The organism is Paraburkholderia sejongensis, assembly GCF_020880815.1.
GTDB lineage: Bacteria > Pseudomonadota > Gammaproteobacteria > Burkholderiales > Burkholderiaceae > Paraburkholderia > Paraburkholderia sejongensis.
The window spans coordinates 76,403-101,050 of the sequence record NZ_JAJITD010000007.1; the positions used below are offsets into that span (position 1 = coordinate 76,403).

A 24,648-nucleotide genomic window follows, 5' to 3' on the forward strand; every position below is an offset into this window, starting at 1 on the left:
ATCCACCAGCGAATCGCCATGAACAAAGCGATGTCGAATCACGCGGTCAACGCGGCCGAGCCCGCCGATCTGCCGCAGTCAGTGACCCCCGCAATCAATGCCGCGCCGCGCCAGGCCGGCGCCGCTTCCACCACCACCGCCGCGGCCACCGCCACTGCGACCGCGCGGGCCTCGCGCCCGGTCGCGCGCGCGGCGAACGGCGATGCGCTCGGGCTGCCGGTCACGTTGCGCGAGATCACTCCGCAACAGGCCGGCACGCAGACGCTGCTGCGCGGCCTCGCGATTCTCGAAGCGGCGGCGGCCGGCGTGCGCGATCTGCGCAGCTTCGGCGCCGCGCTCGGCACGACCCGCAGCACCACGCATCGGCTGGTCAGCAGCCTCGTGCAGGCGCGCTATCTGCGTCAGGTGCAGGGCGGCTATCTGCTCGGGCCGAAGCTGATCGAACTCGGCACGATCGCGCTCGAACAGATGCCGCTGACCGCGGTCGCGCGTCCGCATCTGGAGTCGCTCGCCGAGCAGACGCTCGACACGATCCATCTCGGCGTGCGCGACGGCGACGACGTGCTGTACATCGACAAGATTCCCGGCACGCGCGGGCTCGAAATGCGCTCGCGGGTCGGCCACCGGATGCCTTTGGCGTCGACTGGGATCGGCAAGGCGATGATGCTCGACCTGAGCCCGGACGCGTGGCAGTCGATGTTCGACGCGTCGCGCCGCGCGCTCGCCGGCGTCAGCTTCACGCCCGACAACCGTCCCGACGCGCCGACCTTCATGCAGCGCATGGCGAACTACGCGGCCGGCGGCTACACGTTCGATCTGGAGGAAAACGAAGCAGCGATCCGCTGCGTCGCGGCGCCGGTGCGCGACGCGTCGGGTGCGATCGTCGCGGCGCTGTCGGTGGCGAGCACGATTCCGTACATGCCGCTCGAACGGATGGACGAACTGATCGCGGTCGTGCAGCGCGAGGCGCGCGCGATCTCGGAGGAACTCGGTTGGCGCGCGCCGCAACCGGCAACTCGCAGGATCAAACGATGACGGCCGCTACCGCCACGCTGGCCGATCATCCGGCGGCCGTCGCGACCGACGCGGGTCCGCAAGTCGAAGCGGACGCGCCGCTCGAGGTTGCCGGCCTCGCCGGCATCGACTTCTCGCGCGCCGCGCTGATCGCGCTCGACTGGGGGACGACGTCGCTGCGCGCGTATCTGTTCGATGCGCACGGCCAGGTGCTGGCGCTGCGCGCGTCGCCGGCCGGCATCATGAATCTGCCGAAGCGCGCGGCCGAAGGCGGCTTCGACGCCGCGTTCGACGACGTCTGCGGCGCATGGCTCGAACACGCGCGCGGCGTGCCGGTGATCGCGGCGGGTATGGTCGGCAGCGCGCAGGGTTGGCGCGAAGCGCCGTACGTCGCTACGCCCGCCAACGCCGATGCGCTGGTCGCGGGCCTCGTGCGGGTGCAGACCGCGAGCGGCGCGACGCTGCATATCGTGCCGGGCGTGCTGCAACGCGGCGAGCTGCCGAACGTGATGCGCGGCGAGGAGACGCAGATTTTCGGCGCGCTCAGTGCGGACGGCGCCGCGGACGGCTCCGCGGACGGCTCCGCCGACCCGTCCCGCTCGCTGATCGGCCTGCCGGGCACCCACGCGAAATGGGCAGTCGTACAAGGCGGCCGCATCGAACGCTTTCACACCTTCATGACCGGCGAAGTATTCGCCGCGCTGCGCGAGCACACGATCCTCGGCCGCACGATGGTCACCCCCGATCGTCCGGATACCGAAGCATTCGTGCGCGGCGTGAACATCGCGCGCGAGAAAGGCCAGGCGGGCGTGCTCGCGACCATGTTCAGCACCCGCACGCTCGGCCTGACCGGCGAGCTGGCGGCCGAAGCGCAGCCCGACTATCTGTCGGGGCTGCTGATCGGCCACGAACTGGCCGGCCTCGAAGCGGTGCTGACGCAGCAGAACAGCTCGCTCGCGCAGCAGAGTCCGCGGCTGATCGGCAACGACGCGCTGTGCGAGCGCTACCGTCTCGCGCTCGCGCAATTCGGCTGTCTGCGCGCGGAGCCGGTCCGTCATGCGACCGAGCGCGGCCTGTGGCGCGTCGCCGTCGAGGCGGGCCTCGTCACGCCGGCCGCCGGCGCGGCGCACGCGGGCTAATCAGCGGCACGGCCGCACACGAAACAAGGAATCGACATGCAACCTCACATCAATCTGCCCGGACCGTACATGCCGCACGCGGGTCTGATCGCCGCGTTCGAAGTGTGTCCGCTGATCGCGATCATGCGCGGCGTGACGCCCGCCGACGCCGCCGATCACGGCCAGGCGCTCTACGAAGCGGGTTTTCGCATCGTCGAGGTGCCGCTCAATTCGCCGCAGCCGTTCGACAGCATCGCCGCGATCCGCAAGGTGCTGCCGGCCGACGCGATCGTCGGCGCGGGCACGGTGCTGCATCCGAGCTTCGTCGCCGATGTGAAGTCGGCCGGCGGCGAGCTGGTGGTGATGCCGCACAGCGACCCGGACGTGGTGCTCGCGGCGAAGCAGCAGGGCCTCGCATGCGCGCCGGGTGTCGCGACGCCGACCGAAGCGTTCATCGCGCTGAAGAACGGCGCGGACCTGCTGAAGATGTTTCCCGCCGAGCAGCTCGGCTGCCAGGTCGTCAAGGCATGGCGCGCAGTGATCGCCGCACAGGTGCCGCTGGTGCCCGTCGGCGGGATCAACCCGGACAACATGGGCCCGTTCCTCAGTGCCGGCGCGAACGGCTTCGGGCTCGGCTCGGCGCTGTACAAGCCGGGCCAGAGCGCGGCGGTGACCGCCTCGCACGCGAAGGCGTTCATCAACGGGCTGCGAATCGCCCGCGCGGGCGTGAAGAAATGAGCCGGCTCGCCGGCAAGGCCGCGCTCGTCACTGGCGCCGGCCGCGGCATCGGCGCGGCGATCGCGCTCGCATTCGCGCGCGAGGGCGCGGCGGTGGTGCTGGCGGAGCTGGACATCGACACGGCCCGCCGCACGGCCGCGCAGATCGAATCGCAGCTTGCGGCGCAAGGCGGCGCGCGCGTGCTCGCGGTACAGACCGACGTCACGCAGTCCGCGTCGGTGCAGCATGCAGTGAGCGAGGGCGAACGCGCATTCGGCGCGCTCGACGTGCTGGTCAACAACGCCGGCATCAACGTGTTCTGCGATCCGTTGACGATGACCGACGCCGACTGGCGGCGCTGCTTCGCGGTCGATCTCGACGGCGTGTGGAACGGTTGCCGCGCGGTGCTGCCGGGAATGGTCGAACGGGGCCGGGGCAGCATCGTGAACATCGCGTCGACGCACGCGTTCAAGATCATCCCGGGCTGCTTCCCGTACCCGGTTGCGAAGCACGGCGTGATTGGCCTCACGCGCGCACTCGGCATCGAATACGCGCCGCGCAACGTGCGGGTGAATGCGATCGCGCCCGGCTACATCGAGACGCAACTGACGCACGACTGGTGGAACGAGCAGGCCGACCCGGCCGCCGCGCAACAGGCGACGCTCGACCTGCAGCCGATGGGCCGCATCGGCCGTCCGGAGGAAGTCGCGATGACCGCGGTGTTCCTCGCGTCGGACGAGGCGCCGTTCATCAACGCGAGCTGCATCACCGTCGATGGCGGGCGCTCGGCGCTGTACCACGACTGAAAGAGCAGAAACGAATCGACAACAGACAGGCGCGCGCCCCCGCGGCAACGCGCACGGAAAACCGGACGACGCGCTGGCCGCGTGCGTCAGACCGGTATAAGAAGACGCGGCCGATACCTTCTCGTTATCAATTAGTCAGGAGACAAGCATCATGAAACGCAGAATTTTCCTCACGCTGGCAGCCGCGGCCACGGGCGTGCTGTTCAACGCGCCGGTCGTGCAGGCAGCCGATTCGGTCAAGATCGGCTTCCTCGTCAAGCAGCCGGAAGAACCGTGGTTCCAGGACGAATGGAAGTTCGCCGAAATGGCCGCCAAGGAGAAGGGCTTCACGCTCGTGAAGATCGGCGCGCCGTCGGGTGAGAAGGTGATGAGCGCGATCGACAACCTCGCCGCGCAGAAGGCCCAGGGTTTCGTGATCTGCACGCCGGACGTCAAGCTCGGACCGGGCATCGTCGCGAAGGCGAAGGCCGACAACCTGAAGATGATGACGGTCGACGACCGCCTCGTCGACGGCGCCGGCAAGCCGATCGAGTCGGTCCCGCACATGGGCATCTCGGCGTACAACATCGGCAAGCAGGTCGGCGACGGCATCGCGGCCGAAATCAAGAAGCGCGGCTGGGACATGAAGGACGTCGGCGCGATCGACGTGACCTACGAGCAGCTGCCGACCGCGCACGACCGCACCACCGGCGCGACCGACGCGCTGGTCGCCGCGGGCTTCCCGAAGGCGAACATCATCGCCGCGCCGCAGGCGAAGACCGACACCGAAAACGCGTTCAACGCGGCCAACATCGCGCTGACCAAGAACCCGCAGTACAAGCACTGGGTCGCTTACGCGCTGAACGACGAAGGCGTGCTCGGCGCGGTGCGCGCAGCGGAGGGCCGCGGCTTCAAGGCGGACAACATGATCGGTATCGGCATCGGCGGTTCGGACTCCGCGCTGAACGAGTTCAAGAAGCCGCAACCGACCGGCTTCTTCGGCACGGTGATCATCAGCCCGAAGCGTCACGGCGAGGAGACCTCGGAGCTGATGTACTCGTGGATCACGCAAGGCAAGGAACCGCCGAAGCTCACGCTGACGTCCGGCATGCTGGCCACTCGCGACAACGTTGGCGAAGTGCGCGAGAAGATGGGGCTCGCGTCGAAGTAAGCGCGTGAGTTTGCTGTGAGCTGAAGTACGCCGCCGACGCGTCGCGTTCGCCACGCGCCGGCGACGGCAAATAAAAGACGCGCAATAGAACTGCGGTACAGACAGGGACCGCGCGCGATACGCGGCCCACACGAGGCAGCAAGAAATTGCATGAGACTGGACCACGCGCTAACCCGCAGGTGCCGGTCGTGAGAGGAGGCGAAGTGTCAGCGACGCTACGTTTTGACAATATCGGCAAAGTCTTTCCAGGCGTGCGCGCGCTCGACGGTGTGTCCTTCGACGTCAACGCCGGCCAGGTTCATGGCCTGATGGGCGAGAACGGCGCGGGGAAATCGACGCTGCTGAAAATACTCGGCGGCGAGTATCAACCGGATTCGGGCCGCATGATGATCGACGGCAACGAGGTGCGCTTTGCGAGCGCGGCCGCGTCGATCGGCGCGGGGATCGCGGTGATTCACCAGGAGCTGCAATATGTGCCCGACCTCACGGTCGCGGAAAATCTGCTGCTCGGCCAGCTGCCGAACTCGCTCGGCTGGGTCAACAAACGCGAGGCCAAACGCTTCGTGCGCGAGCGGCTCGAAGCGATGGGCGTCGCGCTCGACCCGAACGCGAAGCTGCGCAAGCTGTCGATCGCGCAGCGCCAGATGGTCGAAATCTGCAAGGCGCTGCTGCGCAACGCGCGGGTGATCGCGCTCGACGAACCGACCAGCTCGCTGTCGCATCGCGAGACCGAGGTGCTGTTCAAGCTGGTGCGCGACCTGCGCGCCGACAACCGCGCGATGATCTACATCTCGCATCGGATGGACGAGATCTACGAGCTGTGCGACGCGTGCACGATCTTCCGCGACGGCCGCAAGGTCGCATCGCATCCGACGCTCGCGGGAGTGCCGCGCGACACTATCGTCAGCGAGATGGTCGGGCGGGAAATTTCGGATATCTACAGTTATACGGCGCGCCCGCTCGGCGAAGTGCGCTTCGCGGCGAAGGCGATCGAAGGCCATCCGCTCGCGCAGCCGGCGAGCTTCGAGGTGCGGCGCGGCGAGATCGTCGGCTTCTTCGGGCTGGTCGGCGCGGGCCGCAGCGAGCTGATGCATCTGGTGTACGGCGCCGAACACAGGAAGGGCGGCGAACTGCTGCTCGACGGCAAGCCGATCAAGGTGCGCAGCGCCGGCGAAGCGATTAAACACGGCATCGTGCTGTGCCCGGAAGACCGCAAGGAAGAGGGCATCGTCGCGATGGCGAGCGTCGCGGAGAACATCAACATCAGCTGCCGGCGCCACTATCTGCGCGCGGGGATGTTCCTCGATCGCAAGAAAGAGGCGCAGACCGCCGACCGTTTCATCAAGCTGCTGAAGATCAAGACGCCGCATCGCCGGCAGAGGATCCGCTTCCTGTCGGGCGGCAATCAGCAGAAGGCGATTCTGTCGCGCTGGCTTGCCGAGCCCGATCTGAAGGTCGTGATTCTCGACGAACCGACTCGCGGGATCGACGTCGGCGCGAAGCACGAAATCTACAACGTGATTTATCAGCTCGCCGAGCGCGGCTGCGCGATCGTGATGATCTCGTCGGAACTGCCGGAAGTGCTCGGCGTGTCCGACCGCATCGTCGTGATGCGCCAGGGCCGCATTTCGGGCGAGCTCGCGCGCAAGGACGCGAACGAGCAGGCGGTGCTGAGCCTCGCGCTGCCGCAAAGCTCGACCGCCTTACCCGAGAACGCCAATTCGGCATCGAACGCGAACGCGGCCAACCAGAGCGGCTCGCGCGCGGCCTGAACCAGATCCGGACGCGAGTCCGCAACCCGTGGGGAACGGGGAGGAGTATTGAACATGCAAGCCAGAGAAAACCTCGCGCATCAGGCCGCCAAGAGCGCGGCGGACGCGCTGATTCCGCAGACCAGCGACAAGGCCAAGTGGTGGCAGCAGATCACCGAGTACAGCCTGATCGTGATCTTCGTCGTGATGTTCGTGACGATGTCGCTGACGGTCGACCATTTCTTTTCGATCGAGAACATGCTTGGCCTCGCGCTGTCGATCTCGCAGATCGGCATGGTCGCGTGCACGATGATGTTCTGTCTCGCGTCGCGCGACTTCGATCTTTCCGTCGGCTCGACCGTCGCGTTTGCCGGCGTGCTGTGCGCAATGGTGCTCAACGCGACCAACAACACCTTCATCGCGATCGTCGCGGCGGTCGCCGCCGGTGCGGTGATCGGCTTCGTCAACGGCGCGGTGATCGCGTATCTGCGCATCAACGCGCTGATCACCACGCTCGCGACGATGGAAATCGTCCGCGGCCTCGGCTTTATCGTGTCGCACGGGCAGGCGGTCGGGGTGTCGTCGGATACCTTTATCGCGCTCGGCGGGCTGACGATGTTCGGCGTATCGCTGCCGATCTGGGTCACGCTGCTGTGCTTCGTCGTGTTCGGCGTGATGCTGAACCAGACCGTGTACGGACGCAACACGCTCGCGATCGGCGGCAATCCGGAAGCGTCGCGGCTCGCCGGTATCAATGTGGAGCGCACGCGCGTGTGGATCTTCCTGATCCAGGGCGCGGTCACCGCGCTGGCCGGCGTGATTCTCGCGTCGCGCATCACCTCGGGGCAGCCGAACGCCGCCGAAGGCTTCGAGCTGAACGTGATCTCGGCCTGCGTGCTCGGCGGCGTGTCGCTGCTCGGCGGTCGCGCGACGATCTCCGGCGTCGTGATCGGCGTGCTGATCATGGGCACCGTCGAAAACGTGATGAACCTGCTGAACATCGACGCGTTCTACCAGTACCTCGTGCGCGGCGCGATCCTGCTCGCCGCCGTGCTGCTCGACCAGTTGAAGAACCGCGGCTCGCGCGACTAAACCCGCGACGCGCGCACCGCTCAGCTTCCCCTTAACCCACGCTCATTAAAGGAATTCCACGATGTCGTCTCCGGCCAATGCAAATGCCCGCCTCGCGGACAACGCGTACGCCCGCTATCCGAGTCTCGTCGACCGCACGGTGTTGATCACCGGCGGCGCGACCGGGATCGGCGCATCGTTCGTCGAGCACTTCGCCGCGCAGGGTTCGCGCGTAGCGTTCTTCGATATCGACGCGAGCGCCGGTGAAGCGCTCGCCGACCAGCTCGGCGACTCGAAGCACAAGCCGCTGTTTTTGCGAGTCGATCTGACCGACATCGACGCGCTGCAAAAAGCGATCGCCGACGTGAAGGCCGCGCTCGGCCCGATCCAGGTGCTGGTCAACAACGCGGCGAACGACAAGCGCCACCAGATCAGCGAAGTCACGCGCGAATCGTTCGACGCCGGTATCGCGGTGAATATCCGCCACCAGTTCTTCGCGGCCCAGGCCGTGATGGAAGACATGAAGGCCGCGCGCAGCGGCTCGATCATCAATCTCGGCTCGGTCAGCTGGATGCTGAAGAACGGCGGCTATCCGGTCTACGTGACCGCGAAAGCGGCGGTGCAGGGGCTCACGCGCGGCCTCGCGCGCGACCTCGGTCACTTCGATATCCGCGTCAATACGCTGGTGCCGGGCTGGGTGATGACGGAAAAGCAGCTGCGCCTGTGGCTCGACGACAACGGCCGCCGCCAGATCAAGGAAGGCCAGTGCATCGACGCCGAACTGCTGCCGGCCGACCTCGCGCGCATGGCGCTATTCCTCGCCGCCGACGACAGCCGCATGATCACCGCGCAGGACATCGTCGTCGATGGAGGCTGGGCGTGACTGCCGGCGCGCGCGTGCAGGCGGCGACGCTGCTGCTCGACACCCAATGCGAGCTCGGCGAGGGCGCGACCTGGTGCGCGCGCAGCGGCCGCTTCTACTGGACCGATATCGAAGGCGCGCGGCTGTGGCGCTACGATCCGGCCGACGGCCGCAGCGAATCGTTCGCCATGCCCGAGCGGCTCGCGACCTTCGCGCTGTGCGCGAATCCGCGCTATCTGCTGGTCGGGCTCGCATCGCATTTCGCGTTTTTCGATTTCGATACCGGCAAGACCCAGCGGATCGTCGACGTCGAGCCGGGCATGAACACGCGCGTGAACGACGGGCGCTGCGACCGCCAGGGCCGCTTCGTGTTCGGCACCAAGGACGAAAGCGGCAAGCTGCAGCGGCTCGCCGGCTTTTACCGCTTGAATCGCGATCTGTCGCTCGAACGGCTGCCGTTGCCGGCGCCGGCGATTTCGAACAGCATCGCGTTCAGCCCCGACGGCGCGACGATGTATTACTGCGATTCGCCGTCGCGTGAAATCCGCGCATGCGACTATCGCGCGGACGGCGGCATCGCCAACGACCGCGTGTTCACTCGCCTGACCGACGCGACCGGCATCCCCGACGGCTCGACCGTCGATGTCGACGGCGGCTTGTGGAACGCGCAGTGGGGCGGCGCGCGGGTGGTGCGCTACGGCGCCGACGGCGTCGAAACCGAGCGGATCGACGTGCCGACCTCGCAGCCGAGCTGCGTCGCGTTCGGCGGTCCGCCGAGCGGCCTCGCCGCGGGCAGCCCGCAGTTCGACACGCTGTACATCACGAGCGCGTACGCGGAACTCGATGCGGTCGACCGCGCGGCCGACACGCTCGCGGGCGGCGTGTTCGTCGCGACGCTCGCACGGCGCGGCGTGCCCGAGCCGCTATTTGAAGGCGCGCAGCTCTAGCGCAGAATGACGCGGCTGCGGCCGCGCGCCGGCAAGCGCGCGGCCGGGCAGCTCGCAACTCGCGACTCGCGAGCGGCCGGCAACGAATCGGCAGCATGCAGTTCGGACAGAGGCGATCCGTCAGAACAATAATCGCCCACACCATCCGTCAGCCTCTGACGGCAACGTCCCAAGCCTCTCGATGGAGCTCAACTATGACTGTGACGAATCTCGTTTCAGCCGCATCCCAGAACGCCCAGATCCGACGCTCGCGACTTGCCGCGGCGGCCAACCCGGTGCAGCCCGGTCCCAGCACCGCGGCGGTCGCGCGCGGCGAAGGCAGTGCGGCGGCCGATGTCGCGTGCATCACGCTCGCCAACGCGCACTTGCGCCTCGACGTCGCGCCGTCGCTCGGCGGCGGCGTGACCCGCTTCGACTGGCGCAACGACGGCGCGCTGACGCCGATCTTCCGGCGCTGCCGCGAGGTCGGCGCGGCCACGCAGCCCAATGAGCTCGCCTGCTATCCGCTTCTGCCGTACTCGAACCGGATCGGCGGCGGACGTTTCAGCGTCGCCGGACGCCGGGTCGAGGTGCCGCGCAACCGCGCGGACGAACCGCTGCCGATCCACGGCGACGGCTGGCTCGCGCAGTGGCAGGTGCTCGAGACGGGCCGCGAGCACGTACGGCTGACGCTCGACCGGCGCGACGGCAAACCGTACGCGTTCCGAGCGACGCAGACCTATACGCTCGACGGCCCGACGCTCGTGATCGCGCTCGACATCGAAAACACCGGGCGCGACACGCTGCCGTTCGGGCTCGGCGTGCATCCGTTCTTCGTGCGCGACGCGGATACCGAACTGTCGGCGGCGGCCGGCGGGCTGTGGCTGTCCGGCGACGACTGGCTGCCGGTGCGGCACGTGCCGGCGCCGCCCGCGTGGCAGTTCGGCGTCGCGTATCCGCTGCCGGAGACGATCGTCAATCACGCGTTCACTGGCTGGAGCGGCCAGGCGGCGGTGGTGTGGCCGCGGCGGCGGCTGTCGCTGAACATCGCGGCGGATACCGACTACTACGTGCTGTACACGCCGCCCGGCGAGGACTTCTTCTGCTTCGAGCCGGTCGATCATCCGATCAACGCGATGAACCTGGCCGGCGGCGCGAGCGAGCACGGGATGACGCTGCTCAAGCGCGGCGAGCGGCTCACGCGCACGTTCCGGTTTACGGTCGAGCGCACCGGCTTGCGCTCGATGCCGGGCGCGCGCGGGTCGCGGCGCAGGCAGTAGCGGGCGGCGGGCGGCGGGCGAGAGGGCGGCGAGCGCCGCGCCGGACGCAGGTAAAATACGCGCCTTCTTCCGATTACCGGCTCGCCGCGAGACCCACCATGTCCAATTTCATCCAGACACTCAACGACGCCTGGCAGCGCACCAACTCGCTGCTGTGCGTCGGCCTCGATCCCGAGCCCAGCAAATTCCCAGGCGCGCTCGCCGGCCGCGCCGATGCGATCTTCGAGTTCTGCCGCACGATCGTCGATGCGACCGCGCCGTACGCGTCGTCGTTCAAGCCGCAGATTGCCTACTTCGCCGCGCATCGCGCGGAAGACCAGCTCGAACAGCTGATCGCCCACATTCACGCGAACCATCCGGGCTTGCCGGTGATCCTCGACGCGAAGCGCGGCGACATCGGCAGCACCGCCGAGCAGTACGCGCGCGAAGCGTTCGAGCGCTACCAGGCCGACGCGGTGACGGTCAATCCGTACATGGGTTTCGACTCGATCGAGCCGTATCTGGAGCACGCGGGCAAGGGCGTGATCGTGCTGTGCCGCACGTCGAACCCGGGCGGCTCGGACCTGCAGTTTCTGGAGACGGGCGGCCGGCCGCTGTACCAGATCGTCGCGCAACTGGCGGCCGACAAGTGGAACGCGAGCGGTCAGCTCGGCCTCGTGGTCGGCGCGACGTTCCCGAAGGAAATCGACGTGGTGCGCGGAATTGTCGGCGACATGCCGCTGCTGATTCCGGGTATCGGTGCGCAGGGTGGCGACGTGCAGGCCACCGTGAGCGCGGGCCGCACCGCGAACGGCACGGGGATGCTGATCAACTCGTCGCGCGCGATCATTTACGCGGGCAAGGGCGATGACTTCGCGCAGGCCGCCGCGCAGGCTGCGAAGGATACGCGCGACCGGATCAATGCGTTCCGGTAATTGATGGGGCAGGGCGGGGAGGGCCGACGCGCTCGTGCTAGCTATTAGCGTGGCGTCGCGGCCAGCCGCCCAATCAGTTCCGCATGGCGCGGATAGCGCGCCTTCAGCGCATCGACATCCGCGAGCTCGAACTCGCTGAATTCGAACCCCGGCGCGACCGTGCAGCCGACCAGCGCGAACGTGGCGGCGTCTTCGCATTGCGCGGCGAACCACAAGCCCGCCGGCACCACCGCCTGATAGACGCTGCCGGGATCGGTGAGCGGATTGCCGAGCCGGTGCGTGACCAGCGCGCCGCTCGCGTCGTCGAGCACATGCACTAGCAGCGGCGCGCCCGCATAGAAATGCCAGAGCTCGTCGGAGCGGATCCGATGCCACGCCGAATGCGCGCCGTCGCACAGCAGGTAGTAGATCGCGGTCGACGCCGAGCGTGAGTCGACCGGCTCGCCGTCGCGCCAAACACGGGCGCTCGAGCGATAGGTTTCCGCGAAGAAGCCGCCTTCGGGATGCGGCTTCAGGTCGAAGCGGCGAATCAGTTCGTCCGCGAGCGCACGCGAATCAGTCATCAGTCCACCTGTTCAAAGTTGCCGGCCGGCCGGCCGGGCGCCGCAGCCGCAGCCGCGCGCCGGTGTACCGCGCGGGGCGCGGCGCTCAATGCTCGCGCTCGTCGAGCAGCGCGAGCACCCCGCGCAGCGCGTGCGCGGCGGCCTGCACGCGAATCTGCTCGCGATCGCCCTTGAAAATCTTCGTTTCCACAGTCGTATGCAGCCGGTTGCTCCAGCCGAACGACACCATCCCGACCGGTTTGGTCGCGGTGCCGCCGCCGGGGCCGGCGACGCCGGTAATCGACAGCGCGACCTGCGCGCGGCTATTGCGCAGCGCGCCTTCGGCCATCGCGCGCGCGACCGGCTCGCTGACCGCGCCGTGTTTGTCGATCAGGTCGGCCGGCACGCCGATCATTTCGCTTTTCGCCTGATTCGAATAGGTGACGAAGCCGCGCTCGAACCAGCCGCTGCTGCCGGAGATGTCGGTGATCGCGGTCGCGACCATGCCGCCAGTGCAGGATTCGGCGGTCGCGAGCATCAGGCGCTCGTCGCGCAGACGGTTGCTCACGCGGATCGCAAGCTGGTGAACGACGGAATCGGTAGGCATGGCGTCAATCCGGTAAACGAAGCCGGCGCCGCGGCGCGGCCAATAGCGATGATCGGGGACAGAGAAAGCGCCGGCGGCAACCGGCGCTCACTACAAGATCAAACCGACATCCGCCACAACGCGATCACGAGCAGCGTGAAAAAGGCAGCGATCAGGTCGTCGAACATGATGCCGAAGCCGCCTTTCAAACGCCGGTCGAAATAGCCGATCGGCGGCGGCTTCACCATATCGAAGAAGCGGAACACGACGAAAGCCCAGAACTGTCCGGTGAGGGTGGCGGGGGTCACCATCAGCAGCACCAGCCAGAACGCGACGATCTCGTCCCACACGACCGCCGACGGATCGCCGATGCCGAGCCGCCGCGCGGTAAACCCGCACAGCGCGATCCCGCCGATAAAACCGACGATGATCAGCGCACCCCAGCCGAGCACGGTCAGATAGCGGTTCAGCACGATGAACGACGCCCACGCGAACAGCGTGCCGACGGTGCCCGGCATGACCGGCGACAGCCCGCTGCCGAAGCCGAGCGACAGAATATGCACCGGATGCGACAGCATGAAACGCGCGCTCGCGCGGCGCGGCGGCTGCGGCTTCGGCGCGCTCGGGCCGGGCGTGGGAGCGCCGATCAGATCGTCGGCGGGGCCAAGCGAGGGGTCATTCTGCATGGAAGTGGTCGAAACCTTGCAACGTGAGAGAGAGCGGCGCGCCGGCGGCGTCGTGCCATGCGATGGCGGGCCGGTCGTGGGCCGCATCGAGAGCGCTTATTGTACCGATGCGGGTCACCGGCACCGAGGCCTCGTGGCCGGCCGCTTCGACCGCGGCGCGCGCGGCGGCGGGGGCGGTGAAGCACAGCTCGTAGTCGTCGCCGCCGGCCAGCGTGCAGCGCCGCTGAACCTCGGGCGCGAGGCGGCGCAGCGCGGCCGAGCGCGGCACCGCGTCGATATCGACGCTCGCGCGCAGCGCCGAGCGTTCGAGGATGTGCATCAGATCGCCGGCCAGCCCGTCGGACAGATCGAGCGCCGCATGGGCGACGCCGCGCAGCGCGAGGCCGAGCGCGATGCGCGGCTGCGGACGCTCGAGCGCGGTTTGGAAGAGGGCGGCGTCGGCCGGCTCCGCGTGCCACTCGCCGCGCCGCACGCCGAGGCCGGCGCGCGCGTCGCCGAGGGTGCCGGAGATCCAGATGTCGTCGCCCGGCCGCGCCGCGTCGCGGCGCAGCGCGGTTTGCGGCGGCACGCTGCCGAACACGGTGATGCACAGATTGAGCGGACCGCCGGTCGTATCGCCACCGATCAGTTCGCAGCCGTGAAGTTCGGCCAGCGCGAACAGCCCTTCGCTGAACGCGGCGAGCCACGCTTCATCGGCTTTCGGCAGCGAAAACGCCAGCGTGAACGCTTGCGGTTCGGCGCCCATCGCCGCGAGGTCCGACAGATTGACGGCCAGCGCTTTATGACCGAGCGCCTCTGGATCGAGGTCGGCGAAGAAATGGCGGCCTTCCACCAGCATGTCCGTCGAAATCGCCAGCATTTCGCCGCGACGCGGTGCCAGCAGCGCGCAATCGTCGCCGATCCCGAGGGTGCCCCCGTCAGCGTTGGACGGTCGCGCGGCGGCGGCTCGGCGGGCGAAAAAGCGGTCGATCAGCGAGAACTCGGAAAGCATGTTGGCGGAAAAAGAGCGGATTACGGTGGAGAAGCACAGAGAACCGACGACAACCAAAGCGCGTCCCGGCAATATATCCGGCAGCGCCCGGGGCATGGCCGGTTCACACTGTTTCGGTCGCGGCAGTTGTACCCGTATTGAAGGAATTGAGCGGGCAATTGGGGCTACAATGCCGTCGAACGTCTATTCTAATCTGCACCGAAAGCCCGCCTTATGTCGAATCCCGTGAACACCAAACTCCGCGAAGCCGCCCTCGATTACCACGAGTTTCCCACTCCCGGCAAAATCGCGATCGCCCCGACCAAGCAGATGATCAACCAGCGCGACCTCGCGCTGGCGTATTCGCCGGGCGTCGCGTTCGCGTGCGAGGAAATCGTCGAAAACCCGCTCAATGCCGCGCGTTTCACCGCCCGCAGCAACCTCGTCGGCGTCGTCACGAACGGCACCGCGGTGCTCGGTCTGGGCAACATCGGCCCGCTCGCGTCGAAGCCGGTGATGGAAGGCAAGGCCGTGCTGTTCAAGAAGTTCGCCGGCATCGACGTGTTCGACATCGAAATCAACGAAACCGACCCGCACAAGCTGGTCGACGTGATCGCGGCGCTCGAACCGACCTTCGGCGGCATCAACCTCGAAGACATCAAGGCGCCGGACTGCTTCATCGTCGAGCGCGAATGCCGTAAGCGGATGAAGATTCCGGTCTTCCACGACGACCAGCACGGCACCGCGATCGTCGTCGCGGCGGCGGTCACCAACGGTCTGAAGGTGGTCGGCAAGGACATCAAGAAGGTCAAGCTGGTGTCCTCCGGCGCCGGCGCCGCGGCGCTCGCCTGTCTGGACCTGCTGGTCGACATCGGCCTGCCGCTCGAAAACATCACCGTGACCGACCTCGCGGGCGTGGTCTACAAGGGCCGCACCGAGCTGATGGACCCGGACAAGGAGCGTTTCGCACGTGAAACCGATGCGCGCTCGCTCGCCGAAGTGATCGAAGGCGCGGACATTTTCCTCGGCCTGTCGGCCGGCGGCGTGCTCAAGCAGGACATGGTCAAGAAGATGGCCGACAAGCCGCTGATCCTCGCGCTCGCCAATCCGACGCCGGAAATCCTGCCGGAACTGGCGCTCGAAGTGCGTCCGGACGCGGTGCTGTGCACGGGCCGCACCGACTATCCGAACCAGGTCAACAACGTGCTGGTGTTCCCGTTCCTGTTCCGCGGCGCGCTCGACGCCGGCGCGACCACGGTCACCCGCGAAATGGAAATCGCCGCGGTCAACGCGATTGCCGAGCTGGCGCGCCAGGAGCAGAGCGACATCGTCGCGACCGCGTACGGCATTCAGGATTTGTCGTTCGGGCCCGAGTACCTGATTCCGAAGCCGTTCGATCCGCGTCTGATCGTCAAGGTCGCGCCGGCGGTGGCGAAGGCCGCGATGGATTGCGGCGTCGCCGAGCGTCCGATCGAGGACATGGACGCGTACTCGCAGCATCTGCAGCAGTTCGTCTACCACAGCGGCACGACGATGAAGCCGATCTTCCAGCTGGCGCGCGGCGTCGAGCCGGAGAAGAAGCGCATCGTGTTCGCGGAAGGCGAGGAAGAGCGCGTTCTGCGCGCAATGCAGATCATCGTCGACGAAAAGCTTGCCAAGCCGATCCTGATCGGCCGTCCGGCGGTGATCGAGCAGCGCATCGCGAAGTATGGTCTGCGCCTCGTCAACGGCCAGGACTACACGGTCGTCAACACCGATCACGACCCGCGTTACCGCGAGTTCTGGCAGGACTACGCGAAGATGATGTCGCGCAAGGGCATCACCGCGCAGATGGCCAAGCTCGAAATGCGCCGCCGCACCACGCTGATCGGCTCGATGATGGTCAAGAAGGGCGAGGCCGACGGGATGATCTGCGGCACGGTCAGCACGACGCACCGCCATCTGCACTTCATCGACCAGGTGATCGGCAAGCGCGCGGGCTGCAACGTGTACGCGGCTATGAACGCGCTGGTGCTGCCGAACCGGCAGATTTTCCTCGTCGATACGCACGTGAACGTCGACCCGACGCCGGAGCAACTGGCCGAGATCACGATCATGGCGGCGGAAGAAGTGCGCCGTTTCGGCATCGAGCCGAAGGTCGCGCTGGTGTCGCATTCGAACTTCGGTTCGAGCAACGCGCCGACCGCGCAGAAGATGCGCGATACGCTCGAGATCCTGCGCGAACGCGCGCCGGAACTGGAAGTCGACGGCGAAATGCATGGCGACGTCGCGCTCGACGCGAACCTGCGCCGTGAAGTGCTGCCGGACTCGACGCTCGAAGGCGACGCGAATCTGCTGGTGCTGCCGAACATCGACGCGGCCAACATCTCGTACAACCTGCTGAAGACGGCGGCCGGCAACAACATCGCGATCGGCCCGATGCTGCTCGGCGCGGCTCAGCCGGTGCACGTGCTGACGCCGTCGGCGACGGTGCGCCGGATCGTCAACATGACGGCCCTGCTGGTGGCGGACGTCACGGCGACCCGCTGATCGCGCGTGCGCTTCGACTGAAGTATCGGCCTGCGGCGGTGGTCTGAAGTCTCTGATCTGTCGCAGGCTTCGCGCCGGTCACCCGACCGGCGCGCGCCCGAAAAAAAGACGTGCCCGCAATGGGCACGCCTCAGGGCAAGCTGGGGAAACGCCACCCCGACAAATGGCAAAGACACAGCCTTTCGGCTGAGCAATCCCAGGCTCTTACGACCGCAACCGGACACCTTCCCGACAACCGCATGCGCTGCCGGCATCGATCTTCTTTCGCGGTCGAGCTAAGTTTAGCCTGGGTGGGATAAAGGCTTTGTTAAACCTCGTCAAACTGCTGGCTACTGGCCTGGCCGGCCGTCGAACGTTGATTCCAAAGGGGATTAGCGATACCCTTACGACTTTCATGGTCGTCAAACTCGTGATCTGACAGCGGGGAACCCTGATACATGGCACGCAACTGGATGGGCGTCAAAGGCGTGCTGATCGGTGCCGCCGCGCTCGTCGCGCTGTCGAGTTCCGTGCCGCAGGCGTTGGCGCGGGACTATTCGGCGCCGGCCGCGGCGAACGGGCAGACGGGCACCATCGCACTTGCGCAATTGCCGCGCGAGGCAGTCATTACGTTGAACCTGATAGGCGCCGGCGGGCCTTTTCCGTATCAGAAAGACGGCGTCGTATTCGGTAACTACGAACGGGTGCTACCCGCCCACCGGCGCGGTTATTACCACGAATACACCGTTCCCACGCCTCACGCGCGAAATCGCGGGGCGCGCCGCATCGTCTGCGGAGGTCCGCTGCAGCGGACCGACAACTGTTATTACTCGGACGACCACTACACCAGTTTTAATCGAATTGTTGAATGACATCGGGATGAACGGCATGAGCGACAACATCTACGCGCACGATTCCGCAGTCGCGACGGATCTTTTCGCGGCCGGCGAAGGCAATTTGTTCCAACGCGTCATGAAGATGCGCGCCGACGAGCAGGGTCGCGACAATCAGAGCGAGGCTGGCACGGTGGTTTCATCGAACGAGGAGCCCATGAGCCTTTTCAGGACCGTGCGACCGAATATCGTGCAATCGATCCGCGCGTTCCGCGTGCAGGATCTCGCCGACGAAGCAAACCAGCTCGGTCAGCACTTTCTGTATGCGTACTGCGCGAACGCGGCATCGAAACAGGAAGTCCTCGAGACGATTGCGACCTCGTTCCTGTTTCCGAAGCACTTCGGCAAGAACTACGACGCGCTGTACGACTGCCTGACCGACCTCGTGCACAAGGCGGGCGCGCAGCCGGGCTTCGTGATCGTGCTCGAACATCTGCCTATCGCGCAGAAATTCGATAAGGAAGGGCGTGAAACGCTGCTCGACGTGTTCCGCGAGGCGGCCGAGTTCTGGGCCGAGCGCAAGGTCGCGTTCCGGGTGTTTTATTCGTTCGCGTGATTTAGCTTGAGCGGGCGCTCCTCGCCCGGTCCGCTCGCGAACGTCGTGTAATGCCGGCAAAAGGCCCGCCAATTGGCGGGTCTTTTGCTTGGTCAGATGTCTTCTTCGGCAGCCGCTTTACCACCCGCCCCAGCGCGCCGCGAGCGCGGCGAGTACCGCGATCCCGGCGGTTTCCGTGCGCAGCACCCGGGGTCCGAGGCCAACCGCGGTAAAGCCGCGCTCGACAGCGGCGGCTTCTTCATCGGCGGACAGGCCGCCTTCGGGACCGATCAGCAGCGTGACTCCGGCTGGCGGCGGCGTCTCGGGCAGCGCGGTAAAGCCGATGCTCGCACGCGGCGACAGCAGCAGACGCAACTCGCCCGCCGCCGGCTCGCGCGGCAAGCGCTCGAGCCACGCGCCGAACTCCTGCACCGGTTGCACTTGCGGCAAGCGGTTGCGTCCGCACTGCTCGCACGACGCCCGCACCACCCCTTGCCAGTGCTGCTGGCGCCGCTGCGCGCGTTCGCCGGCAAGGCGCACGACGCTGCGCGCGGTCGCAAGCGGAACGAAGCCCGCCGCGCCCAGTTCGACCGCCTTCTCGATCAGCCAGTCCATCTTGTCGCCGCCGGCAATGCCCTGCGCGAGCGTCAGCCGATACGGCGGCTCGACTTCGACGTCGCGAAATTCGCGAATCCTCGCGCGCGCCGAGCGTCGTTCGACTTCGACCAGTTCGGCGTCGTACGCGCCGCCCTCGCCGTTGAACAGCACGAGCGAATCGCCGGGCTGCAGGCGCAGCACCAGCACGTGGCGCACGACATCGTCGGGCAGCGCGATGACGTCATCGGGATAAAGCGGTGCGGCAACAAAAAAACGGGGCATCGACGAAAGACTCATTAATTCAGGAAAGATGGCGCGCGAGCGCCCAGCGGTAGCCGTCGATATCCTCGACCTGCGCGAAGCGATCGCCCCAGAACTGGTCCTGCGGTTCGCTCAGCGATTTCGCACCGGCCGCGAGCGCGCGCTGGTAGACCGCATCGACGTCCTCGACATACACATAGAACGATTGCGGCGCGATCGTGCCCGCGCTTTTGGGTGTCCGCGCGGTCGAACCGAACGCGCCTTCGGGCGCGAACATGACGATCAGCTGGCCTTGATAGGTCATCTCGACGTGCATCACGGCGCCGTCGTCCTGCACGCTGTCACGTACTTCGAAACCGAACGCCGCCGAAAAAAATGCCGTCGACGCGCGCGCGTCGCGCACCGTCAGATAGGGGGTCAGCCAGGGCACACCGGCGGGGCGGGGGGCGGTCATGGAGTTCTCCGTATGGGGTGGGTGGGCGCAACAGCGGCTGCGATTCGCGTTCGACGCGTGCGTCGCGGCATCGTTCGGCTTGCTTCGCGCCGCGGCGTCACGCGTCAACTCGCTTGCCGCGGCATGGGGCCCAGTTTATCGCGCACCGACCGTGGCGCCGAGAATAGCCCTGCGTGGAGGGCCGGTTCGTAGTGCCGCAGCGAATCGATGCCGCGCGCGGCGAGGCGCTCGGCCAGCGTCGCGGCGTCGAGCGCGGCGGGGTCGAGGGTGTCGCTGGCGATCGCCATCATCCACAGCGAGCCGTATAGCGGAACGAAGGTGCCGAGCGTGCGCACCTGCGCGAAGGACGTCCGCAGGTCGGCGAGTAGCTCAGCGACACGCGGCGCGTGGAAATAGGGTGAGCCGAGATGCAGCGACAGCGCGGCGCCGGGGCGCAGTACGTGCTTCAGTTGCGTGTAGAACGCGGGCGTGTAGAGACCGGCGGCGGGGGAGTCGGGCGGCGTCAGGTCGAAGATCACGAGGTCGAATTTGCCGGCGTCGGCGTCGGCGTCGGCGTCGGCACCGGCCGCCGCATCCGCACCTGCTGCCGCCGCCACATAATCGGCCGCATCCCCGATCACGAGTTCGACGCGCGGATCCTCGAACGCGCCGCCATGCACGCTCGGCAGATGCTCCCGCGTGAGCCGCACGACCTCGGCATCGAGTTCCGCGACGACGATCCGCTCGATCCCCGGGTGCCCGAGCAACTGCCGCGCCGCGCCGCCGTCGCCGCCGCCGAGCACCAGCGCCGCGCGCGGCGCCGGATGCGCGAGCGCCGCCGGGTGCACCATGCATTCGTGATAGATGAATTCGTCGCCGGCGGAGGTCATCGGCCGGCCGTCGAGCGTGAACAGCGCGCCGAGCTGCGGCGTGTCCCAGATCTCGATGCGCTGATAACGCGACTGGACACTTTCGATCAGCCGCGCGTGCGCAAACCCATAGACGGCATCGGAATTCGGGTGGAACATCAGCGGAGCGATCACGGCGGCTGAACTCGATCGGTGAGCGTGGCGGGAGCGGTTGCCCGAATTGTAGAGGCAGGCGGCGTGCCCGCGCCGGCTCGGGTAATTTGACCGCGCGGCCGGGCGGCTTTGCGGGCGGCTCGGGGTAAACCTTCTGCTAGAATGTGACGCTTTCAGCCTTGTCCGATTGCTCTGCCCGTTTCGCGTCTGCTGGCGCCGCATCGTGCGCCGCAGCGATCCGGCTGCCGAGCTTCCGGGCCTCAAGCGCGCTCCGCTTTCTGACTCTGTCTCCGGACTCGACATGACGACCCCGTCTCCCGCACCCACTTCCCTGATGGCCAACGCAATCCGCGCGTTGTCCATGGACGCCGTTCAAAAGGCGAATTCCGGCCACCCCGGCATGCCGATGGGCATGGCCGAAATCGGCGTCGCGCTGTGGTCGCGTCATTTGCGCCATAACCCGAAGAACCCGCACTGGGCGGATCGCGACCGCTTCATCCTGTCGAACGGCCACGGCTCGATGCTGCTGTATTCGCTGCTGCATCTGACCGGCTACGATCTGCCGATCGAAGAGCTGAAGAACTTCCGCCAGCTGCATTCGAAGACCCCGGGCCACCCGGAATACGGCATTACGCCGGGCGTCGAGACCACCACCGGCCCGCTCGGCCAGGGTCTCGCGAACGCGGTCGGCATGGCGCTCGCCGAGTCGCTGCTGGCGACCGAATTCAACAAGCCCGACGCGAAGATCGTCGATCACCACACGTACGTTTTCGTCGGCGACGGCTGCCTGATGGAAGGCATCTCGCACGAAGCCTGCTCGCTCGCTGGCGTCCTGAAGCTGAACAAGCTGATCGCGTTCTACGACGACAACGGCATCTCGATCGACGGCGAAGTGGTGCACTGGTTCCACGACGACACCCCGAAGCGCTTCGAAGCGTACGGCTGGAACGTGATCCCGAACGTGGTCGGCCATGACGTCGACGCGGTCGACGCGGCGATCAGGCAGGCCAAGCAGTCGGACAAGCCGACGCTGATCTGCTGCAAGACCGTGATCGGCGAAGGCGCGCCGACCAAGGCCGGTACGCACGACTCGCACGGCGCGCCGCTCGGCGACAAGGAAATCGCGGCAACCCGCGAGGCGATCGGCTGGAAGTGGGAGCCGTTCGTGATTCCGCCGGAAGTCTACGCGGCGTGGGATGCGAAGGAAGCGGGCGCGCGCAACGAGTCGGAGTGGGACAAGGCGTTCGCGGCCTACGCGGCGAAGTACCCGCAGGAAGCGGCCGAATTCAAGCGCCGCAGCGACAAGCAACTGCCGGCCGACTGGAAAGAAAAGGCGAAGGCGATCATCGCCGGCGCGAACGAGCGCGCGGAAACCGTCGCGACGCGTAAGGCTTCGCAACAGGCGATCGAAGCGCTGTCGGCCGTGCTGCCGGAACTGCTCGGCGGCTCCGCCGACCTGACCGGTTCGAACCTGACCAACTGGAAGGCCGCCAAGCCGGTACGCGTGAATGCCGAAGGCCGTGCCGCCGGCAACTACGTGAACTACGGCGTGCGCGAATTCGGCATGAGCGCGGCGATCAACGGCGTCGCGCTGCATGGCGGCTTCAAGGCGTTCGGCGGCACCTTCCTGACGTTCTCGGACTACAGCCGCAACGCGCTGCGCGTCGCCGCGCTGATGAAGTCGCAGTCGATCTTCGTGTTCACGCACGACTCGATCGGCCTCGGCGAAGACGGCCCGACCCACCAGTCGATCGAGCACGTCGCGAGCCTGCGTCTGATCCCGAATCTGCAAACGTGGCGTCCGGCCGACACGGTCGAAACCGCGGTGGCCTGGACCCATGCGATCGGGCATGAAGGTCCGTCGTGCCTGATCTTCAGCCGTCAGAACCTGCAGTTCAACGAACGCACCGACGCGCAGATCGCCAACATCGAGAAGGGCGGTTACGTGCTGCGCGACTGGGACGAAGAGATCGTCGCGCGCAAGATCATCCTGATCGCGACCGGCTCGGAAGTCGAACTCGCAATGAAGGCGGTCGAGCCGCTCGCGCGCGAAGGCATCGCTGCCCGCGTCGTGTCGATGCCGTCGACGAACGTGTTCGACAAGCAGGACGCCGAGTACCGCGAACGCGTGCTGCCGCACGGCGTGCGCCGCGTCGCGATCGAAGCGGGTGTGTCGGATTTCTGGCGCAAGTACGTGGGTCTGGAAGGCGGCGTGGTCGGCATCGACACGTTCGGCGAATCGGCTCCGGCTGGCGTGCTGTTCAAGCATTTCGGTTTCACCGTCGAGAACGTGGTCGCGACGGCGAAGGCCGCCCTCGACTGACCGGTTCGCGCGTTGCCGTACGCATCCGCGCCGCTCACGCAGAGCGCTTCATGCGGTGCGGCAACGCCACCGGCCGGACGAACAGAAAGGTTTTTTTAGCCATCAGGAGATAAGTCATGACGATTCGCGTCGCAATCAACGGCTACGGCCGGATCGGCCGCAATACCCTGCGCGCCTTCTATGAAAACGGCAAGAAGCACGATCTCGAAATCGTGGCCATCAACGACCTGGGCGATGCAAAGACCAACGCTCACCTGACGCAGTACGACACCGCGCACGGCAAATTCCCGGGCGAAGTGTCGGTGGACGGCGACTACCTCGTCGTGAACGGCGACAAGATCCGCGTGCTGGCCAACCGCAACCCGGCCGAACTGCCGTGGGGCGAGCTGGGCGTCGACGTCGTGCTCGAGTGCACCGGCTTCTTCACGACCAAGGAAAAGGCCAGCGCGCACATCAAGGGCGGCGCGAAGAAGGTGATCATCTCGGCGCCGGGCGGTAAGGACGTCGACGCGACGATCGTCTATGGCGTGAACCACAATGTGCTCAAGGCATCGGACACGGTGATCTCGAACGCATCGTGCACGACCAACTGCCTCGCGCCGCTGGTCAAGCCGCTGAACGACAAGATCGGCCTCGAAACCGGTCTGATGACGACGATCCACGCATACACGAACGACCAGGTGCTGACCGACGTGTATCACGAAGACCTGCGCCGCGCGCGTTCGGCCACCCACAGCCAGATCCCGACCAAGACCGGCGCTGCCGCCGCGGTCGGCCTCGTGCTGCCGGAACTGAACGGCAAGCTGGACGGTTACGCGATTCGCGTGCCGACCATCAACGTGTCGGTCGTCGACCTGTCGTTCATCGCCAAGCGCGACACGACGGTCGAAGAAGTCAACGCGATCATGAAGGAAGCATCGCAGGGTTCGCTCAAGGGCATCCTCGGCTACAACGACGCACCGCTGGTGTCGATCGACTTCAACCACAACCCGGCTTCGTCGACGTTCGACTCGACGCTGACCAAGGTGTCGGGCCGTCTGGTGAAGGTGTCGAGCTGGTACGACAACGAGTGGGGCTTCTCGAACCGCATGCTGGACACGGCCGTGGCGCTCGCGAACGCGAAGTAAGCAGTAGGGCGCCGACGCCCGGTGGCAAGGTTGTCGATGCCGCCGGCGTGACGCTCGCAGTAGCAAAAAAAGCCGCTCTTCGGAGCGGCTTTTTTTCGTTTGGCGTCGTGAAAAACAGGCTGATCGGTTTGAACGAATCGCCGACCGCCCTGGATGTCTGCAGCTCACTTGCCTGGACCAGCAGCAAGTCTCTCGCTATTCCATTGCTTCTCTATAACGGCTTGATAAAGCATCCGCAGCGTAATCTGCTCGCGCTCGAGGCTATGCGGCCGGCGCAGGATCAACCGACGGAATAACGAGTAAAGAACGCCTTCCCCCTCCATCAGGAAATAGCGATGAAAGTCGAAGTCGCCCGGATCGATTGCGAAGCGCGCGAAGAAACGGCTCATGAACTCGCTCGCGTCGTCCCCCGTCTGGTCAAGGTCTTCCCATAAACGTGTACTCAGGGACAGACGTTTTGATGGGCCAAGCCCAATTTCGGCTCGCACAAAGGCCTCGAGTTCGGCCCATGAAATTGCGTTCATCGGAGTACGCGGTCCTCCGGTTTGACCAGCCG

At 66.5% G+C, this 24,648-nt stretch carries 24 protein-coding genes; 16 read left to right on the forward strand and 8 right to left on the reverse strand.

Annotated elements, in window-relative coordinates; genetic code table 11:
- The first annotated feature begins 18 nt into the window (after positions 1 to 18).
- The 11 genes from LJ656_RS15270 to pyrF all read left to right on the forward strand — a co-directional run bounded on the left by LJ656_RS15270 (position 19) and on the right by pyrF (position 11,609).
- Complete coding sequence (locus LJ656_RS15270; RefSeq protein WP_230510251.1) at positions 19 to 1,035, forward strand: IclR family transcriptional regulator; 1,017 nt, start codon at positions 19 to 21, stop codon at positions 1,033 to 1,035.
- Entirely contained in the window at positions 1,032 to 2,153 is a 1,122-nt protein-coding gene (locus LJ656_RS15275; protein ID WP_230510252.1) for a 2-dehydro-3-deoxygalactonokinase, read from the forward strand. The genes LJ656_RS15270 and LJ656_RS15275 overlap by 4 nt, the downstream gene beginning before the upstream one ends.
- Before the next feature lie 36 nt (positions 2,154 to 2,189).
- Positions 2,190 to 2,870 carry a 2-dehydro-3-deoxy-6-phosphogalactonate aldolase gene (locus LJ656_RS15280; protein ID WP_230510253.1) on the forward strand — a complete coding sequence of 227 codons (681 nt, stop codon included), beginning with the start codon at positions 2,190 to 2,192 and terminating at the stop codon, positions 2,868 to 2,870.
- Complete coding sequence (locus tag LJ656_RS15285) at positions 2,867 to 3,655, forward strand: SDR family oxidoreductase (RefSeq protein WP_230510254.1); 789 nt, start codon at positions 2,867 to 2,869, stop codon at positions 3,653 to 3,655. Before LJ656_RS15280 ends, LJ656_RS15285 begins: the two co-directional genes overlap by 4 nt.
- A 151-nt stretch (positions 3,656 to 3,806) precedes the next feature.
- The gene (locus LJ656_RS15290; protein WP_230510255.1) at positions 3,807 to 4,805 is read left to right on the forward strand and encodes an arabinose ABC transporter substrate-binding protein; all 999 of its coding nucleotides are present in this window, start codon (positions 3,807 to 3,809) and stop codon (positions 4,803 to 4,805) included.
- A gap of 203 nt (positions 4,806 to 5,008) precedes the next feature.
- Positions 5,009 to 6,577 carry an L-arabinose ABC transporter ATP-binding protein AraG gene (gene araG, locus LJ656_RS15295; RefSeq protein WP_230510256.1) on the forward strand — a complete coding sequence of 523 codons (1,569 nt, stop codon included), beginning with the start codon at positions 5,009 to 5,011 and terminating at the stop codon, positions 6,575 to 6,577.
- Between the two features lie 54 nt (positions 6,578 to 6,631).
- Entirely contained in the window at positions 6,632 to 7,648 is a 1,017-nt protein-coding gene (gene araH, locus LJ656_RS15300) for an L-arabinose ABC transporter permease AraH (protein WP_230510257.1), read from the forward strand.
- Positions 7,649 to 7,709: 61 nt separating this feature from the next.
- Complete coding sequence (locus LJ656_RS15305) at positions 7,710 to 8,510, forward strand: SDR family NAD(P)-dependent oxidoreductase (protein WP_230510258.1); 801 nt, start codon at positions 7,710 to 7,712, stop codon at positions 8,508 to 8,510.
- Positions 8,507 to 9,436: an SMP-30/gluconolactonase/LRE family protein gene (locus tag LJ656_RS15310; RefSeq protein ID WP_230510259.1), complete on the forward strand. Its 930-nt coding sequence runs from the start codon at positions 8,507 to 8,509 to the stop codon at positions 9,434 to 9,436. The genes LJ656_RS15305 and LJ656_RS15310 overlap by 4 nt, the downstream gene beginning before the upstream one ends.
- 194 nt (positions 9,437 to 9,630) lie before the next feature.
- Positions 9,631 to 10,695 carry an aldose 1-epimerase gene (locus LJ656_RS15315; protein WP_230510260.1) on the forward strand — a complete coding sequence of 355 codons (1,065 nt, stop codon included), beginning with the start codon at positions 9,631 to 9,633 and terminating at the stop codon, positions 10,693 to 10,695.
- Positions 10,696 to 10,793: 98 nt separating this feature from the next.
- Positions 10,794 to 11,609, forward strand: coding sequence for an orotidine-5'-phosphate decarboxylase (pyrF, locus tag LJ656_RS15320; protein WP_230510261.1), 816 nt, complete (start codon positions 10,794 to 10,796; stop codon positions 11,607 to 11,609).
- Between the two features lie 44 nt (positions 11,610 to 11,653).
- Here pyrF and LJ656_RS15325 read toward each other — a convergent pair whose 3' ends face one another.
- The 4 genes from LJ656_RS15325 to thiL all read right to left on the reverse strand — a co-directional run bounded on the left by LJ656_RS15325 (position 11,654) and on the right by thiL (position 14,414).
- Positions 11,654 to 12,172: a cupin domain-containing protein gene (locus LJ656_RS15325; RefSeq protein WP_230510262.1), complete on the reverse strand. Its 519-nt coding sequence runs from the start codon at positions 12,170 to 12,172 to the stop codon at positions 11,654 to 11,656.
- Positions 12,173 to 12,257: 85 nt separating this feature from the next.
- Positions 12,258 to 12,758, reverse strand: coding sequence for a CinA family protein (locus LJ656_RS15330; RefSeq protein ID WP_230510263.1), 501 nt, complete (start codon positions 12,756 to 12,758; stop codon positions 12,258 to 12,260).
- Between the two features lie 98 nt (positions 12,759 to 12,856).
- Positions 12,857 to 13,423, reverse strand: a complete 567-nt coding sequence (locus tag LJ656_RS15335; RefSeq protein ID WP_230510264.1) for a phosphatidylglycerophosphatase A family protein — start codon at positions 13,421 to 13,423, stop codon at positions 12,857 to 12,859.
- Entirely contained in the window at positions 13,413 to 14,414 is a 1,002-nt protein-coding gene (gene thiL, locus LJ656_RS15340; RefSeq protein ID WP_230510265.1) for a thiamine-phosphate kinase, read from the reverse strand. The genes LJ656_RS15335 and thiL overlap by 11 nt, the downstream gene beginning before the upstream one ends.
- A gap of 213 nt (positions 14,415 to 14,627) precedes the next feature.
- On the opposite strand from thiL, the gene LJ656_RS15345 reads away from it, so the two are divergent.
- The 3 genes from LJ656_RS15345 to LJ656_RS15355 all read left to right on the forward strand — a co-directional run bounded on the left by LJ656_RS15345 (position 14,628) and on the right by LJ656_RS15355 (position 18,350).
- Positions 14,628 to 16,922, forward strand: a complete 2,295-nt coding sequence (locus tag LJ656_RS15345; RefSeq protein WP_268998640.1) for an NADP-dependent malic enzyme — start codon at positions 14,628 to 14,630, stop codon at positions 16,920 to 16,922.
- Between the two features lie 437 nt (positions 16,923 to 17,359).
- On the forward strand, positions 17,360 to 17,773 hold the full coding sequence (locus tag LJ656_RS15350) for a ribonuclease (RefSeq protein ID WP_230510267.1): 414 nt from the start codon (positions 17,360 to 17,362) through the stop codon (positions 17,771 to 17,773).
- A gap of 16 nt (positions 17,774 to 17,789) precedes the next feature.
- Positions 17,790 to 18,350: a barstar family protein gene (locus LJ656_RS15355; RefSeq protein WP_230510268.1), complete on the forward strand. Its 561-nt coding sequence runs from the start codon at positions 17,790 to 17,792 to the stop codon at positions 18,348 to 18,350.
- Between the two features lie 117 nt (positions 18,351 to 18,467).
- On the opposite strand, the gene LJ656_RS15360 is transcribed toward LJ656_RS15355, so the two are convergent.
- The 3 genes from LJ656_RS15360 to speE form a co-directional block, all read right to left on the reverse strand.
- A complete protein-coding gene (locus LJ656_RS15360; protein WP_230510269.1) occupies positions 18,468 to 19,208 on the reverse strand; it encodes a 16S rRNA (uracil(1498)-N(3))-methyltransferase in 741 nt (246 codons plus the stop codon).
- Between the two features lie 19 nt (positions 19,209 to 19,227).
- The gene (locus LJ656_RS15365; RefSeq protein WP_230510270.1) at positions 19,228 to 19,641 is read right to left on the reverse strand and encodes a VOC family protein; all 414 of its coding nucleotides are present in this window, start codon (positions 19,639 to 19,641) and stop codon (positions 19,228 to 19,230) included.
- A 104-nt stretch (positions 19,642 to 19,745) separates the two neighbouring features.
- Entirely contained in the window at positions 19,746 to 20,663 is a 918-nt protein-coding gene (gene speE, locus LJ656_RS15370; protein WP_230510271.1) for a polyamine aminopropyltransferase, read from the reverse strand.
- A gap of 280 nt (positions 20,664 to 20,943) precedes the next feature.
- On the opposite strand from speE, the gene tkt reads away from it, so the two are divergent.
- Positions 20,944 to 22,965 (forward strand): transketolase, encoded by a 2,022-nt coding sequence (gene tkt, locus LJ656_RS15375; RefSeq protein WP_230510272.1) that lies wholly within the window; start codon positions 20,944 to 20,946, stop codon positions 22,963 to 22,965.
- Between the two features lie 116 nt (positions 22,966 to 23,081).
- Positions 23,082 to 24,092, forward strand: a complete 1,011-nt coding sequence (gap, locus tag LJ656_RS15380) for a type I glyceraldehyde-3-phosphate dehydrogenase (RefSeq protein ID WP_230510273.1) — start codon at positions 23,082 to 23,084, stop codon at positions 24,090 to 24,092.
- A gap of 164 nt (positions 24,093 to 24,256) precedes the next feature.
- On the opposite strand, the gene LJ656_RS15385 is transcribed toward gap, so the two are convergent.
- Entirely contained in the window at positions 24,257 to 24,616 is a 360-nt protein-coding gene (locus LJ656_RS15385) for a DUF1493 family protein (RefSeq protein ID WP_230510274.1), read from the reverse strand.
- Positions 24,617 to 24,648: the final 32 nt, after the last annotated feature.

What these genes read in the sequence shown, in the direction of transcription:
- araH (WP_230510257.1), top strand. Translation starts at nt 6,632, where the DNA reads ATGCAAGCCAGAGAAAACCTCGCGCATCAGGCCGCCAAGAGCGCGGCG.
- LJ656_RS15365 (WP_230510270.1), bottom strand. Translation starts at nt 19,641, where the DNA reads ATGACCGCCCCCCGCCCCGCCGGTGTGCCCTGGCTGACCCCCTATCTG.
- LJ656_RS15350 (WP_230510267.1), top strand. Translation starts at nt 17,360, where the DNA reads ATGGCACGCAACTGGATGGGCGTCAAAGGCGTGCTGATCGGTGCCGCC.
- LJ656_RS15270 (WP_230510251.1), top strand. Translation starts at nt 19, where the DNA reads ATGAACAAAGCGATGTCGAATCACGCGGTCAACGCGGCCGAGCCCGCC.
- tkt (WP_230510272.1), top strand. Translation starts at nt 20,944, where the DNA reads ATGACGACCCCGTCTCCCGCACCCACTTCCCTGATGGCCAACGCAATC.
- thiL (WP_230510265.1), bottom strand. Translation starts at nt 14,414, where the DNA reads ATGCTTTCCGAGTTCTCGCTGATCGACCGCTTTTTCGCCCGCCGAGCC.
- LJ656_RS15330 (WP_230510263.1), bottom strand. Translation starts at nt 12,758, where the DNA reads ATGCCTACCGATTCCGTCGTTCACCAGCTTGCGATCCGCGTGAGCAAC.
- LJ656_RS15285 (WP_230510254.1), top strand. Translation starts at nt 2,867, where the DNA reads ATGAGCCGGCTCGCCGGCAAGGCCGCGCTCGTCACTGGCGCCGGCCGC.
- LJ656_RS15275 (WP_230510252.1), top strand. Translation starts at nt 1,032, where the DNA reads ATGACGGCCGCTACCGCCACGCTGGCCGATCATCCGGCGGCCGTCGCG.
- LJ656_RS15355 (WP_230510268.1), top strand. Translation starts at nt 17,790, where the DNA reads ATGAGCGACAACATCTACGCGCACGATTCCGCAGTCGCGACGGATCTT.
- LJ656_RS15305 (WP_230510258.1), top strand. Translation starts at nt 7,710, where the DNA reads ATGTCGTCTCCGGCCAATGCAAATGCCCGCCTCGCGGACAACGCGTAC.
- LJ656_RS15360 (WP_230510269.1), bottom strand. Translation starts at nt 19,208, where the DNA reads ATGCCCCGTTTTTTTGTTGCCGCACCGCTTTATCCCGATGACGTCATC.
- pyrF (WP_230510261.1), top strand. Translation starts at nt 10,794, where the DNA reads ATGTCCAATTTCATCCAGACACTCAACGACGCCTGGCAGCGCACCAAC.
- LJ656_RS15335 (WP_230510264.1), bottom strand. Translation starts at nt 13,423, where the DNA reads ATGCAGAATGACCCCTCGCTTGGCCCCGCCGACGATCTGATCGGCGCT.
- LJ656_RS15315 (WP_230510260.1), top strand. Translation starts at nt 9,631, where the DNA reads ATGACTGTGACGAATCTCGTTTCAGCCGCATCCCAGAACGCCCAGATC.
- LJ656_RS15280 (WP_230510253.1), top strand. Translation starts at nt 2,190, where the DNA reads ATGCAACCTCACATCAATCTGCCCGGACCGTACATGCCGCACGCGGGT.
- LJ656_RS15325 (WP_230510262.1), bottom strand. Translation starts at nt 12,172, where the DNA reads ATGACTGATTCGCGTGCGCTCGCGGACGAACTGATTCGCCGCTTCGAC.
- LJ656_RS15345 (WP_268998640.1), top strand. Translation starts at nt 14,628, where the DNA reads ATGTCGAATCCCGTGAACACCAAACTCCGCGAAGCCGCCCTCGATTAC.
- LJ656_RS15385 (WP_230510274.1), bottom strand. Translation starts at nt 24,616, where the DNA reads ATGAACGCAATTTCATGGGCCGAACTCGAGGCCTTTGTGCGAGCCGAA.
- gap (WP_230510273.1), top strand. Translation starts at nt 23,082, where the DNA reads ATGACGATTCGCGTCGCAATCAACGGCTACGGCCGGATCGGCCGCAAT.
- LJ656_RS15290 (WP_230510255.1), top strand. Translation starts at nt 3,807, where the DNA reads ATGAAACGCAGAATTTTCCTCACGCTGGCAGCCGCGGCCACGGGCGTG.